Annotated in this window: 10 protein-coding genes and 1 riboswitch; of the genes, 6 read left to right on the plus strand and 4 right to left on the minus strand. The window is 44.5% G+C overall.

Annotated elements, in window-relative coordinates; genetic code table 11:
* Window positions 1–144: 144 nt before the first annotated feature.
* On the plus strand, window positions 145–1362 hold the full coding sequence (locus tag HWQ47_RS06800) for a M24 family metallopeptidase (RefSeq protein WP_269970419.1): 1218 nt from the start codon (window positions 145–147) through the stop codon (window positions 1360–1362).
* Window positions 1363–1776: 414 nt separating this feature from the next.
* Window positions 1777–1895, plus strand: a riboswitch (cyclic di-GMP riboswitch).
* A 149-nt stretch (window positions 1896–2044) separates the two neighbouring features.
* Entirely contained in the window at window positions 2045–4636 is a 2592-nt protein-coding gene (locus HWQ47_RS06805) for a glycosyl hydrolase family 18 protein (RefSeq protein WP_269970420.1), read from the plus strand.
* Window positions 4637–4717: 81 nt separating this feature from the next.
* Here the strand turns inward: HWQ47_RS06805 and HWQ47_RS06810 are convergent, their stop codons facing one another.
* Entirely contained in the window at window positions 4718–5188 is a 471-nt protein-coding gene (locus tag HWQ47_RS06810) for an FKBP-type peptidyl-prolyl cis-trans isomerase (RefSeq protein WP_269970421.1), read from the minus strand.
* A 314-nt stretch (window positions 5189–5502) separates the two neighbouring features.
* On the opposite strand from HWQ47_RS06810, the gene HWQ47_RS06815 reads away from it, so the two are divergent.
* Window positions 5503–6567, plus strand: coding sequence for an outer membrane beta-barrel protein (locus HWQ47_RS06815; protein WP_269970422.1), 1065 nt, complete (start codon window positions 5503–5505; stop codon window positions 6565–6567).
* Window positions 6568–6579: 12 nt separating this feature from the next.
* A complete protein-coding gene (locus tag HWQ47_RS06820) occupies window positions 6580–11586 on the plus strand; it encodes an Ig-like domain-containing protein (protein ID WP_269970423.1) in 5007 nt (1668 codons plus the stop codon).
* A gap of 52 nt (window positions 11587–11638) precedes the next feature.
* Here the strand turns inward: HWQ47_RS06820 and HWQ47_RS06825 are convergent, their stop codons facing one another.
* Both HWQ47_RS06825 and HWQ47_RS06830 read right to left on the minus strand, forming a co-directional pair.
* Window positions 11639–12253, minus strand: coding sequence for a cold shock and DUF1294 domain-containing protein (locus HWQ47_RS06825; protein ID WP_269970424.1), 615 nt, complete (start codon window positions 12251–12253; stop codon window positions 11639–11641).
* Between the two features lie 89 nt (window positions 12254–12342).
* Window positions 12343–12792 carry a hypothetical protein gene (locus HWQ47_RS06830; RefSeq protein ID WP_269970425.1) on the minus strand — a complete coding sequence of 150 codons (450 nt, stop codon included), beginning with the start codon at window positions 12790–12792 and terminating at the stop codon, window positions 12343–12345.
* A 147-nt stretch (window positions 12793–12939) separates the two neighbouring features.
* On the opposite strand from HWQ47_RS06830, the gene HWQ47_RS06835 reads away from it, so the two are divergent.
* A complete protein-coding gene (locus HWQ47_RS06835; protein ID WP_269970426.1) occupies window positions 12940–13371 on the plus strand; it encodes a MarR family winged helix-turn-helix transcriptional regulator in 432 nt (143 codons plus the stop codon).
* Between the two features lie 42 nt (window positions 13372–13413).
* On the opposite strand, the gene HWQ47_RS06840 is transcribed toward HWQ47_RS06835, so the two are convergent.
* The gene (locus HWQ47_RS06840) at window positions 13414–13893 is read right to left on the minus strand and encodes a hotdog fold domain-containing protein (protein WP_269970427.1); all 480 of its coding nucleotides are present in this window, start codon (window positions 13891–13893) and stop codon (window positions 13414–13416) included.
* A gap of 246 nt (window positions 13894–14139) precedes the next feature.
* Here HWQ47_RS06840 and HWQ47_RS06845 point away from each other — a divergent pair, with 246 nt between their 5' ends.
* Complete coding sequence (locus HWQ47_RS06845; protein ID WP_269970428.1) at window positions 14140–15099, plus strand: DUF368 domain-containing protein; 960 nt, start codon at window positions 14140–14142, stop codon at window positions 15097–15099.
* Window positions 15100–15110: the final 11 nt, after the last annotated feature.

Below are 15110 nucleotides of genomic sequence, written 5' to 3' on the forward strand. Positions count from 1 at the left end.
CTGCTGACACTTTGTATATTTTATGCTAGAAAGAAGATCTGATTTTATGACTGGACTGAGAAGCTGTATCTAGTCATGGATAAATAGCGACAAAGTCAGGGACTACGTAGGGTTTCCTGATATAAAAATATAAAGGGTAAGCAGATGACCTTAGGTGTAGGCGGTTCAACCGTAGAGCAAGAGCTAGCAAAATTAACCGATATGACTCAAGGCACTGCGCCTATTAGTCATGAAGAATTTACCGGGCGTATTGAAAAAGCCCAGGCACTAATGACAGCCCAGGGAATTGAAGCGATCTATATCAATGCCGGCACCAATTTATATTATTACACTGGCACGCGTTGGTATGCCAGTGAACGTATGGTGGGTGCTATTATCCCTGCCAAAGGTGAGCTTGAATATATCGCGCCAGCATTTGAAGTGGATACCTTGCTAGGCTTTATGGTCATCGAAGGCAAGGTCAACACTTGGCAGGAAGATGAGAGTCCTTATGCCTTATTCGGTGAAGTATTAGCACAGATGAGCATTGATAGTGGCAAAGTGGGCATCGATGAATCTGCTGCCTTTTTTATCTTTGATGGTGTGCGTCAAGCCCACAGCCAGTTTGATTATGTGAATGCAAAATCGGTCACTGCAGCTTGTCGTATGATTAAATCTGATGTTGAGCTGAGCCTGCTGCAACGCGCGAAAGACATGACCTTAGAAGTACATAAAGCCGTTGCTCGTATTTTGTGTGAAGGGATCACCGTTGGTGAAGTAGAGGCCTTTATTCATGAAGCCCACAAGCGTGTAGGTGCCCCCGCTGGCTCCTATTTTTGTATCGTACTTTTTGGTGAAGACAGTGCCTACCCCCATGGCGTTAAATCACCTAAAGCGTTGGAGTTAAACGATACTGTACTGATTGATACTGGTTGTCAGTTGCAAGGATATAACTCTGATATTACCCGTACATTTGTGTTTGGTACCCCAAGCCCACGTCAACGTGAATTGTGGAAATATGAGCAAGATGCGCAGATTGCCGCATTTGACGCCGCTAAAATTGGCGCCACTTGTGCCAGTGTAGATAGAGCTGCTCGTGACGTACTTGAAGCGGCAGGTTTTGGTCCAGATTATAACGTACCAGGCTTACCTCATCGCACTGGTCATGGTATAGGTTTAGATATCCATGAATGGCCCTATTTAGTGCTTAATGATCAAACCCCATTGGCCTCAGGCATGTGTTTCAGTAACGAACCTATGCTGTGTGTTCCCGGTGAATTTGGTGTGCGTCATGAAGATCATTTCTATATGACCAATGAGGGCCCCGTTTGGTTTACTAAGCCAGCTCACTCAATCGATGACCCATTCGGCTACGAAGCGTAATACTTGATGAGCTAGGTAAAAGTAACGAAGCATCAATGGCTATGTGTTTCCGGTGAATTTGGTGTGCGTCATGAAGATCATTTCTATATGACCAATGAGGGCCCCGTTTGGTTTACTAAGCCAGCTCACTCAATCGATGACCCATTCGGCTACGAAGCGTAAGAAAGCCAATAGTTTTCCATCGTTAAAGGCATCCAAATTAAATGGATGCCTTTTCTATTTCTCATATTGATTAAATTTGCTCCTTTTCTTCATCAAAACTCACTTCTAGTAAGAAACGTTAAAATAATTATATTTTAACTTATATTAATCAGCAGTTTAAAACTAGTTAAAATATTGTGTTGCATATTTAGCTAAATTAAGTTTATTCTAAATAACAGATGACAGCGTTGTCATCTGGCGCAGTAACTTGCATATGTAAAAAGGCAAACCAACTGAAAGGTTGGGACGCAAAGCTTCCGGTCTAAGGGGATAGTTTTGAGAAGGTCGCATTCTCAAAATAGTATTATTCCTATGATAGCGGGGATGTTACAGGAAGTTTCTTCATGGGGTGCTTGACGACACTAAGAATCGAAAAGGTCACGTCTCAGCTTCTCATGGTATTAAGAATGGGTTTTACTCCTGTTCATGCTTTGTTTGCCTTATTGATAATTTATAAAAATAAAAGCAATAAGGACACCCTATGATTAACACTAAACTCTCTTTGGCTGCGCTTGTCGTCGCCAGTACTCTTTCCACATCAGCTTATGCTACAACGCCAGGGAAGCCGACTATCGGCTGGGGCGAAACTAAATTTTCCATCATAGAAGTAAATCAAGCTGCCACGGCTTATAACCAACTTGTGACAATTAAAGACGCCGCAGAAGTGTCTGTGAATTGGAACTTATGGAGTGGTGAGTTAGGTGATACGGCAAAGGTACTATTTGACGGCGTTGAGGTCTGGTCGGGCACTTCAACGGCGTCAGGTTCTGCCACATTTAATATTAGCCAAGGCGGTCGTTACCAGATGCAAGTGGCGTTATGTAATGCCGATGCTTGTACGTTAAGTGATGGCAAAGAGATCCTTGTAGCTGATACTGATGGCAGTCACTTATTACCGCTAGATACTCAATTTGGTGAGAACAATAGGCCTTACGTTAATAAGTCTGGCAAGGTGGTGGGGAGTTATTTTGTTGAGTGGGGCGTTTATGGTCGTAAGTTCTCCGTGGATAAGATGCCAACTAAAAACTTGACTCATATCCTCTATGGTTTCACGCCAATTTGTGGTGGTGATGGCATCAATGACAGTTTAAAAGAGATTGAGGGTAGCTTCCAGGCATTGCAACGAGCTTGTAGTGGACGGGAAGATTTTAAGGTGGCGATCCATGACCCTTGGGCCGCAGTGCAGATGCCTCAAAGTGGCGTGAGTGAGTATTCAGATCCCTACAAGGGTAACTTTGGCCAGTTGATGGCGCTTAAGCAAGCGCAACCAGATTTAAAGATTTTACCCTCTGTTGGTGGCTGGACTCTTTCAGATCCTTTCTATTTTCTCGACGATGATGTGAAGCGTGCTCGTTTCGTTGCTTCTGTCAAAGAGTTCCTGCAGACGTGGAAGTTCTTTGATGGTGTCGATATTGATTGGGAATTCCCTGGTGGTAACGGCGCGAATCCTAACTTAGGTAATCCTGAGACTGACGGTGAAACCTATGTGCTCTTGATGAAAGATCTTCGTGCCATGCTTGATGCGCTGAGTGTTGAGACAGGTAAAACCTATGAGCTCACATCAGCCATTAGTGCCGGTGCAGATAAGATAGCCATGGTAGATTATCAAGCAGCGCAGCAGTACATGGATAACATCTTTTTGATGAGTTATGACTTCTACGGTGCATGGTCAAACACTGACTTGAACCACCAGACTGCGCTTTACGCTGCTAGTTGGAAGCCTGATACTAAAAATACCACTCAAATTGGTGTTAATGCTCTGCTTGCACAAGGTGTGACGCCTGAGAAAATTGTTATTGGTGCCGCCATGTACGGTCGTGGCTGGACCGGAGTTAACGGTTACCAAGGTGGAAATCCGTTTACCGGCACAGCAACGGGAAAAGTGAAAGGAACCTGGGAAGATGGTGTGGTTGATTATCGTCAGATAGCGAATGAGTACATGTCAGGTGAATGGGAGTATGAGTATGATGAAGTCGCTGAGGCACCTTACGTATTTAAGGCTTCAACTGGGGATCTAATCACCTTTGATAATGCTCGCTCTGTCACTGCTAAAGGTCAATATGTTACGGTTAATCAACTTGGTGGATTGTTTGCTTGGGAGATAGACGCTGATAATGGTGACATCCTCAATGCCATGCATGAAGGTTTAGGGCATGGAGAGGGGACAACACCGCCGGTGAATAAGGCGCCGATTGCCAATGCGGGCAGTGCTCAGAATGTTACGGGTCCAAGTGACGTCGTGCTCGATGGCGGTTTATCTCGTGATCCTGAAGGACAGTCACTCACTTATGTCTGGGGGCAAACATCTGGCCCAGTCGTGACACTTGTGAATGCCGATATGGCTCAAGCTAGCATCAGTCTAAACGCAACCGATATCGATGTTGCTTATGGTTTCTCGCTAACGGTGACAGACCCTGAGGGATTATCCGCAACGGCTAGCACATCGGTCACCAATATGATGCCTCAAGCTAACCGAGCACCAGAAGTCTCACTCGACTCTATAATCACCGTTGATTCAGCTCAACAATTCAGCATTATAGCTACTGCCAGCGATGCCGATGGCGATAGTTTAACCTATAGCTGGACAGTACCAGCAGGGTTAGTCGCAACGGGTCAATCTAGTGACTCCCTTGTTGTGACCGCTCCTGCAGTGACTGAAGATACTAGCTTTAGCTTAAGTGTATTGGTGTCTGATGGTGCCCTTGATGCGTCGGCTCAAACAGTGTTGACCGTTAAAGCCCCCACAAGTGATGGTTGTGAGACAAGCGACCCTGGTGCGGGTAACCATCCAACTTGGGATAGCTCGGTCATCTACAGTGGTGGTGAGACTGTGAGTCATACCTGTTTAGTCTGGAAAGCTAAATATTGGACTCAAGGTAATGAGCCTACAGTGACGGCAGAACAGTGGGCATTGCAAAGTAATGTTGAGATGGGATGGAATGCAGGTATTGCTTATAACGGCGGTGAGCAAACAACTCATAATGGACATACTTGGCAGGCTAAGTGGTGGACAAAAGGTGAAGAGCCTGGTGTTGCCTCTGTATGGAATGATCTCGGTGTGACAAGCAATTAATCACCAATATTCATAATAATAAAAGGGGGAGTTATCCCCCCTTACTTTTCTATTAAGTTAGTCACAATGAAACATTACTTGTTAATCGATACTAATTAGCTCGACATCAAAAATCAGCACTGAGCCACCTACTATTTTCCCCGTACTGCGATTACCGTAAGCTAATGTGCTTGGAATATAGAAGCGGACTTTATCACCAACAGTCATTAACTGAACACCTTCGGTCCAGCCTTTGATGACGCGGTTTAGCGGGAAGGCAATTGGCTCACCGCGCTCAACTGAACTGTCAAAAACCGTACCATCGATAAGCGTGCCGTGATAATGCACGGTTACAGTATCGCTGGCTGTAGGATGTACAGTGCCATCGCCTTTGGTTAATACCTTATATTGCAGCCCTGATAGAGTTTCAATGACTCCTTCATTATCTACGTTTTCAGCTAAAAACTTTGCGCCGACTTCAATGTTTTCTTGGGAGGCTTTCTGGTTGTTCATACTGGTAAAAAAGTAAAAAATTACCCCTGCGATAACCACTACGGCCAAAATTATTTTCATTTTTGATGTTCATCTTAGTTGAGAGTGAGCCTTATCATAGCGAATCAGCACGAGAGGGTAAATATTGTCTATAGGTAAACGATTAAGGCATCATATTTTGTAATGAATGAATTTTGTAATAGAAGTGGGAGTTCCGTATGAAATAGTATAGATTTGGCTGACTTATATCCCTTATAAGTAGAGCAAATTTATTTAAAAAGATGAAGTTGATATGATTTAGTATTCATTTGATCACATTTTTTAATATTCAATTACGTTATACAATGTTTGCTCATCTTATTTAATCTTTATGACGTATTATCCAGGAAGGAACTATGCAGAAAATCGGCGTTATTTTCACCTTAACATTATTGACGATCACTCTATCAGTTAGCTCCATGCTAGTGAGTGCTACGGAAATAGTAGACGAGCAGTTTCATTTTCAGGAAGTTGTGACCCCCTTTTTTTATTTGGGAGCCAAGGCAGGCTGGATGCATTATCAAAATGCCTGCGAAGAGTGGAATATTAGTTGCGATGGTGATGATAAGGCTTATGGCCTATTTGGCGGTTATCAATTCTCTGAACATTTTGCTTTCGAAACCGCTTATCTGGATTTAGGCGAAGCTGTAGCTGTGTACTCTGAAAGCGGCCTGAATAATTCTTATGTGGGCAGTATGAAAGGGATCGAGTTATCGATGTTAGCTCGATTACCAATGAGTGATGACGTAGACTTTTTTGCCAAGGTAGGAGCATTTCGTTGGGACGGCGATAACCAAGGTCCTGTGGATCACACTAGCGACTCTGACTGGGCGCCTATAGCCGGCGTTGGTTTAGAGTATGCTTTTTCCCGCTCTTGGACGGCGCGTCTCGAATATCAATATATAGATAAGTTGGGCAGTGAGCTTATTGGAGGAAGTAATGGTCATCTGACCACCCTTGGGTTGAGTTATCGTTTCGGTCAAAGTGAAACGAGTGTGAAGCCTAAACAACAACCTGTCACCCTGCCTGTTGTGATAGAGGCTGAGGTTGTGGTGCTAGCGCCTGTGGTATTACCTGCTATTTCAATCACCACCTTATTTGATTTTGACAGCAGCCAACTCAATAATCCACAGGCTTTACTTCCCGTTATTGAACGTCTTCAATCTGCACCCAATGCTATCGCACAGATAAAAGGTTATACCGATTCAAAAGGGGCTGCTGCTTATAATCAGGCATTGTCAGAGCGAAGAGTGCAAAGTGTGCTCGATTATCTGTTAGCCAATGGGGTCGTTGCCGAACAACTTGAGTTGCAGGCTTATGGTGAACACTTTCCTGAGATGGACAACAAGACTGAGTCTCACCGACATGCTAACCGTAGAGTCAGCATTGTTATCTCCCCGTCGACGACTGATGCAGAATAAGGATATCAACTGATGAGCCTGATTAAATCGATGTGCAGTTCTGCTTTTTTGTTCTTGATGTTTCTTTTATCTGGATGTGGTGGCGATAACAATGGCTTCCCCACAGGTGAGTGTGGTGGACCGGATAACCCTTGTCCGGCTTATGCTGTCTCATTGCAAGTCTTGCCTCAAGTTCAAACCTTGGCCGTTTCAACCCATGAGCCATACAGGGCGATTGCCATATACAGTGATGGTGCTAAAAAAGAGGTGACCTCAGAGGTTATCTGGTCCAGTAGTGTTTCTGCGGTTGCAAGCATAGGCGAGCAGGGTGATGCTGAAGCTTTAGCTGCTGGCACCACAGAGATAAGCGCCTCTCTTCCTCAGAGTCAAGCAGGTCCCGCCGTTAGTGATACTGCCATGCTTAGGGTCACCGATGCCGAGCTGCTTGCCTTAAATATTGAACCCGGACAAGGTGAAACGTTAGTTGGCTTGAACTTAAGTTTTAAGGCGATTGCCCTATTTGCTGACTCTCATCAGCAAGATGTGACCCGAGAAGTGAGCTGGAACACCAGTGATGTCTCTGTTGCCAGTATCAGCAATCAAGCACAAACCCAAGGCGTCGCAACCGGGATCAAGGCCGGCAGTACCTTAGTGAATACCCAATTCATGGGGATGGATGCACAAGCGGTTTTGATTGTGTTGAACTCTCAAGTCGAGAGATTGGTTATTAGTCCAGTCGATAGCGATTTTCCTGTGGGCACTAGTCAGCAATATCGCGCCGATCTTATCTTTGAAAATGGACTCAGCATGGAGGTGAGTGAACAATCTCAGTGGAGCTCAAGTCAAACTCATGTTGCCACTTTTACAGATGTTGGGATCTTAACTGGGGAGCAGACAGGAACGACTCAGGTGTCGGCCAGCTTACATTTTGCCGATATTGCGTTATCAGACTCGACTAGCGCCATAATTACTCAGGCCGAAGTGACCCAACTAGTGGTGAGTCCAGCTCAAGTGTCATACCCGGTAGGAACTCAGGGTGATTATACCGCGGTAGCGTATTATAGCGACGGGGCTACCGTTGATGTGACACGTGACGCTATTTGGTCTGTCGATGATGAGTCCGTTGTTATTATTGATGGATCTGGCGAGCAGGGAGGACACGCTACTGCACTTGCTCCCGGAAGCGTAACTGTGACCGCCCTTTTTCAGGGAGTATCAGGCGCTGCAAACGCTGACGTGACCAATGCTGTTATTGAGAGCATTGAGATAACTCCATTGAATATCATGACTCCAGCTGGCACTGATGTGACCTATACGGCGCGTGCGAGATTCTCTGATCTGAGTGTGCATGATATTAGTTTGTTGGGGTACTGGCAGAGCAGTAATGCTCAGATTGCGACAATCGAAATTACAGGTGCTCTGGCGGGAAAAGCCCATGGATTAACTGCTGGTGAGACCGACATCTCCATAGATTATATGGGCATGACACAATCGACCTTGTTGACGGTGACTGATGCCAGTCTCTCCTCTTTGCAAGTGACCCCAAAAAATCTGAGTGAGCCCTTAGGCACTCATGGGCAATATCGAGCAACGGCTTATTACACCGATGGTCACAGCCAAGATGTGACTCGAGAAGCGACCTGGAGCTCCCAGCATTCCGAGATTGTCAGCATAATACCAAGCGGTGATGAAGCGGGCATCGCTAAAGCGAATACCGTAGGTGTGACAAGGATAAGTGCAATCTATGGTGGGTTTGTCTCAACATCGGGGGATAGAAACAGTTTAAATATCAATTCACAAGGGCTGCAAACACAAAGTGTCAATGATAGCACCCAGGCCACAGTGACTGATGCTCAACTAGTACAGTTGAACCTCTCTCCATTAACGGCAAGTATTTCGGCTGGTAACTCGCAAGCCTATACACTGAGTGGTATCTTCTCAGATGGAAGCAGTAAAGAGTTAACCGAGTTTGCTAAGTGGCAAGTGGTTGATTCAAGTGTCGCTTCAATCGATGCTGCCGGTACGGCCCATGGCAAGCGTTCCGGTACAACTAAGGTTTTAGCCACCTACTTGGGATCACAGCTCGAAGCCGAGTTAATTGTTACCGATGCGGTTATTGAAACTTTACAGGTTTCACCAGGGCAGAATCAATTACCTGTGGGCCAAAGTCAATCTCTGACAGCAACTGCGTTTTACTCAGATGGTCACAAGAGTGATGTGACTCACTTAGCGAGCTGGTCCTCAAACTCTCTAAGTATCATAGAAGTGGTCTCCTCTGGCTCTGAGGCCGGTTTTGCACAGGCGATCAGTGAAGGGGATGCTAAGGTCACGGCCAGTTTCAACGGCATGCAGGCAGTGTCAGATTTTGTTGTGACAAATGCCATCTTGGAGTCAGTATCCCTCTCTCCGATAACAGCATCTATCGCTGCGGGTAATACACTGCAATATCAATTTACTGGTTTTTTCTCAGACGGCAGTCATCAAGATTTGACCCATGTATCAAGTTGGCAGTCCAGCCAAGGCTCAGTGGCAAGTATTGATCGCCATGGACTTGCCCAATCTTATATCAAGGGCCCAACCCTGATCACAGCAAGTTATATCGGCTTTAATGGAACCGCAGTATTGGATGTAACCGATGCAAGTTTAATCGGATTGCAGGTGACGCCGGCTAACAGTTTTGTGCCACTGGGGACTTCGGGACAATATATCGCCACCGCTTTCTATTCAGATGGTCATAGTAGTGATGTTACTCAGTTCGCCACTTGGACTGCAGTAGATAACACCATAGTTAATATTGTTGCTACAGGTACAACAGGAGGCTTAGCTCAAGCTATTGGTGTTGGTTCGACCCAAGTGCAGGCTAATTTTGGAACTGCAGCCGATGCAGTTGATATTATGGTGACGGATGCTAGCTTAGTTGAGCTGATAGTGAGTCCAGCTAATGCCTCCATTGCCGTTGGAGTGGAGCAGGAGTATACCGCTACAGGTATTTTTTCAGATGGAAACAGTAAAGATCTAACCCGTGCTTCATTCTGGACTAGTTCAGATGTGGGTATTGCATCGATTAATCACACTGGAATAGCCACAAGTTACCTTCCTAGTGAGGTTCATGTGACAGCCAGATATATCGGTTTTACAGCCACTGCAGAGTTAACGGTAACGCCTGCTGAGCTGAGTTATATTCAAGTGACGCCAGTTGATATCAAAGTTCCTAAGGGAACAGAGGGACAATTTGAAGCTAGGGCCTACTATACCGATAACCGCTCTGAAGATATTACCCTGCTCGCCAGTTGGACGAGTGTCAATGAAGAGATTGTTCATGTAGGAACGGGCAGTGTGTATGGTGGTTTTGCCAGCGCACTTAATCTTGGTAGCACTCAGGTTGATGCGCAATTTAACGGTATGAGTTCAACGGCGAATGTCGAAGTGACCGCTGCTGAACTCCTTGAGTTAACAGTGACACCTGTTGATGCTTCTGTAGCTGCGGGACTGACTCAATCATATCAAGCTTTCGCTCGCTTCTCTGATGGAACCAGCAAAGAGGTGACGTTATCGTCAAGCTGGCAAAGCAGTGATACAGATATAGCGACAATCGATGCTAAAGGTATTGCTTATACGCTTTATTCCGGTAGCACGGTAATACAGGCCAGTTATAAGACGCTGACGGCAAAGGCTAGATTGGCTGTTGATGAGGCTGTCTTAGTTGAGTTACAACTCACGCCTGTGACATCTAAGATTAATATCAATGAGATGCAACAATATATAGCCACTGCTTTTTACAGTGATGGATATGCTGTTGATGTATCAAAGGTTACTACCTGGACTGTAGTTGATGCCAATATTGCCCATGTTATTACATCAGGTATTACCGCTGGTAGAGTAACGGGGATTGCAGAGGGAAGTAGTCAGGTCAATGCCCATTATTATGGTCTAGATGCTCAGGCTGAAGTTATAGTGACAGAGCTTGAGTATCTGGGGATCAATGTTGAACCAGCCGACAGTCATGTGATTGTCAATGAAACCACTCAGATGCAGGCATTAGCAGTTTACCGGGATAGTGGTGGGATGATTATCCAAAAAGATGTTACAGATCAGAGTTTTTGGTCAGTAGAGATGCGAGATAAAATATCGATTAACGCTACAGGGCTTGTTACTGGACTTAAAGAGGGAGAGTCTGCTGTATATGCTCTTTTTCAAGGGTTCGAGGGTGAGGGAAGGCTAAATGTCCTCGACAGTGAAGTGCTGAGTATCAAGGTTACTCCGAACAATTTGGAGGTTCCTGTAGGGACCAAAGGGCGCTATAAGGCAACCGCGACTATGTATAATTATGCAGAAGTCGATGTGACCTATAAAGCCACTTGGTCTTCGAGTGATCCAGATGTGATCCATATCGTCACTACGGGTATTTTTGGCGGTACAGGAACGGCGAATGCGCTAGGCGTAAGCCAAATTACTGCAGAGTACCAAAAGTCGAGCAGTACAGTGACAACAAGGGTGACAGATCCGATCCTCGAAAGTATTACCATTACGCCTAATGATGATGTGATCTACACCCAATCCATCTTTCAATTTACTGCGATGGCGAATTACTCAGATAATACCAGTGTCGATGTGACCTTAGATGCAAGTTGGAAAAGTGATAATCCTGGTAATATACAAGTGCAAACGGGGAGTTCACGCGCCGGTGAAGTCATCAGTTATGATGTTGGTGTGTCGGCGACGATAAGTGTTTCCTATCAAGGTAAAGAGGATGCCAGGCTAGTTACTGTTCAAGAAAACGGTGTGGCTAAAATAGAGGTTAAGCCAACTGACATCATGTTAGCTGTTGGGGCATTTCAGGTTGTAGAAGTATGGGTGACCTTTAATGATGGCACTTCTTTTGATTATGCCGATTATGTTGAGTGGAGTAGTAGCGACGCCAATGTGGCCACGGGGATAAAGGATATTATTAATGGGCATAAAATTGGAAGTGCAGTATTAACCGCCACATTTGATGGTCACAGTGGCAGTGCTTCTGTTGAGATTATTCCTGCCAACTGATCTTCATCTACTTAGTGATTTAATTAGGTAAAAAGGCGCATTAAGCGCCTTTTTATCCCATGAACTTTGATACTCGTGCTTGTCCTGAGGCAGAAATAAGCCAGATTAAGACCATGCTGTTTAGCGCAATCGTGCACCAGAGTGCGATTCTAAAGCTGACTTTTTGTGATTTATGTCGTAACCAGCCTTGAGCAATGAGTGCTCCAGGCCAGCCTCCCATCAGCGACAGAATATGTAAGCTACTCTCTTTAGTGCGCCACTTACCTTGTCGCGCCGCAGATTTATCCATGGCGTAGGCGATAACAGTGATGCCGCTCATCAGTAAATATACCAGAGGAAGGACTTTGGGTAATAACTGCTGATATACAACCCCAGATAAAATGACTACTAAACAGAGAATCAAAAATCCCCTCAGTTTGCCACTGTTTGCTCTTTTCGAATTTCCTTTTGGGGCCTTGTCACCGAATATACTGACTTGGTTGGCAGATTCACGTCCCTGTTTATCTTTTGTCAGTGTAAAGGTGAGGGTCTGATTAATTTGCGGACGTCTTTGCTGATTGGTGAAAGATTTTATATGGACAAAGACCTGAGTCTGTTGACCGATAGGTCTGATAAACCCAAAGCCTTTTGTGTCATTCCACTGGACCAGTTTCCCTTTAAATGTCATCGCCAATTTAATTTTATGTGCTGGATTTTATTTAGTTTATCAGATGTTTTAAATTTCGAATAACGGCTTTTTGTACTCATTCACTGACATTAAATAGTAGAGGATCTTTTGTTTGCCGTTAAGCGTCGACCCGCCATTGCATTTTTGGTTAACAGATAGAGGTTTGTCGCACCAGTAATCAACTCAACGGCTTGCAGAAGATAAAATGAAAGGTCAAATTGGCCCGCTTGTGCCCAATGGTTTAATACCAGTGCAGCGGGAAGTAGTATTAGAATACCGTTAGCCGCCACTATTTTAATTCTAAGCTGTTTCTGTTTAATTACTTTCCCCTTGTTGCCTTTAGCTAACAGGTTGCCAGTGATCCCTGTGATAGCCATTGCTGGGATCAATATAAAGAGCCCTGGAAATACGATGCTGCTCTTTATTTGACTGATAAAAGCATGAGAGCCAAATATCTCACCCAATAGACTGAAACTAAAGAAGCTAGCGATACAAAGGATGGCAGTGATCGCAGCCAGTAGATGTAGTTTAGTTTTCATATCTTTCCCGTTTACTTAGTGGTTGAATAATAATGACAGCATGTTGTCAATGATGTTCATTATATATAACGACAACACGCTGTCAAGTTTGACAGCGTGTTGTCGTTTAGCTAATATTAGTTATCTTCTTATAGATTTGGATAGTGGATGACAGAACATGAGGGATTTACCCAGTTGGTATTGAGTGTGTTCAGGCTTAATGGGCAGTTGATCACACAAGGAGATCACTTGAGTCAGCCTGTAGGGCTAACAAGTGCTAGGTGGAAAGTATTAGGGGCTATTGAAAAAGCGCCACAAACCGTGTCACAAATTGCCAGAACTATGGGGCAAACAAGGCAAAGCGTGCAGCGTATAGCCAATGAACTGGAAAAGTTAGCCATTGTCTCGTTTCAAGATAATCCGGAACATAAAACGGCCAAGCTGATAGCTAGAACACCAAAAGGGACAGAGTTGTCTGAAACATTATCAGTTCTGTTAATCCCTTGGAGTCATAATGCCATTGAGGGGATCTCTGAAGAGGAGTTGCGCATTACTCTGAAAGTGATCACTAAACTAACTGGGCACTTTGAAGCCCGTTAGTTACTGTACAACTAGTGCCGGAGTGTTTGTTTTGGTGATTGACTAATTTTTAGCTAGTTTTTCTGAGATCCACAGTTTTATCTCTCCCTTTACTACCACTACCCCATTTGAGTCATAGGCGGTAACGGGCACCATGAGGTCTCCCGGCACCCATTGCTCAGGCTTTACCTGTGCCACACAGCGAATATCACTGCCTGCTTTAGCGGTATAATCTAAACTCATCCCTTTAGGTATCCAGCGTAGATGATGAGGAATGGAGGCTTCAGCCATCACTCCCATCGCCATCTCTAGCCCATTACAGATGGCGATAACATGTACGGTTTTAATGTGGTTATGTACTGCGTGACGTTTCTTAATTAAACACTCACAGCGGTGGGGCCTAAGTTCAGTGATCAGAGGCTTGATGGTACCAAAATAGGGCGCCATTCGTGACACCATGACTGAGAAGATCTTATTGCCAAAAGGAAAGCGGGTGACCCTGTTATACAAAGCCATCACCTTGGTTGGTTTTTGTGCTGTCATCGCGATATAGCCTGATTGTTGTTATTCTGGTCGGATGAGTTAGGTTATCTGAATAACAAGGAATTAACAATGCCTGTTTATATCGCTCTTATTTAGGTTCTGAATTCCAAGTGGCTTAGGGATATATTGCGTTTTTTGAAGTGTTGAGTTAATTATTTTTGAAAATGAAATAAACTTCATTTTCACTTGTTACTCTTTGAACCGTATAATCCCTTTTTAGCTATTGCTCATATTTAAGGATATAAATTGAATTACCTGATTACCTATTTGAAAGGGATGGCGATGGGCGCTGCCGATGTTGTCCCCGGCGTCTCCGGTGGAACCATAGCGTTTATAACAGGTATTTTGGATACTCTATTGGAGAGTATTCGAAGGATTAATCCTAAATTGTTCTCTGTGGTGAGAGAGCTGGGCGTTAAGAAGGCATTTGAGTATATCAATGGCCCCTTTCTTGTTTGTTTGTTTGGTGGGATATTAACCAGTATCTTCACCTTTTCAAAGCTAATCACCTATCTATTAGTTACGCATCCTATTCCGGTTTGGTCCTTCTTTTTTGGGCTTATCCTTATCTCCGTGGTTCATATGTTAAAGCAAGTGAAAAGCTTTTCGTTTGTTCGACTTGTTCTGTTTGCTTTAGGTGTCGGGTTTGCTTGGGGGATCACCATGTTAAGTCCCATTACACTTGAGATGACTCATCTGAACATCTTCATTGGTGGTAGTATTGCGATTTGCGCCATGCTTTTACCTGGAATATCAGGCAGCTTTATTCTCTTACTGCTCGGGCTTTATCCTCCGGTTTTGGCTGCAGCTAAAAACTTCGATATCACCATACTTACGATATTTGCATCGGGCTGTATTTTTGGTTTATTGACCTTCAGTCATCTACTATCTGCTCTGCTTCGTAAGTTTCACGATGCTACTTTGATCTTTTTAACCGGTTTAATGCTAGGCACATTAGGTAAAATGTGGCCATGGAAAGAGGTCGTCACTTGGCGTGTCAATTCTGCCGGTGAGCAAGTTCCTCACCTTGAACAGAATCTATCACCGATGCAATTTGAGCAAGTCACTAGCCAGCCAGCACATCTTGCTTGGGCCGTGGCGGCATTAATTTTTGGCATACTGTTAGTGTGGGGATTGGAGAAGTTTGCGGCACGCAGTGGCAAGGCGGATGAAAAGTCACTTAAAGATGAAAAGAGTAAAGGTTAACTTTATTAAAG

Source organism: Shewanella sp. MTB7, assembly GCF_027571385.1.
In the GTDB taxonomy this organism is placed as follows: Bacteria; Pseudomonadota; Gammaproteobacteria; order Enterobacterales; family Shewanellaceae; genus Shewanella.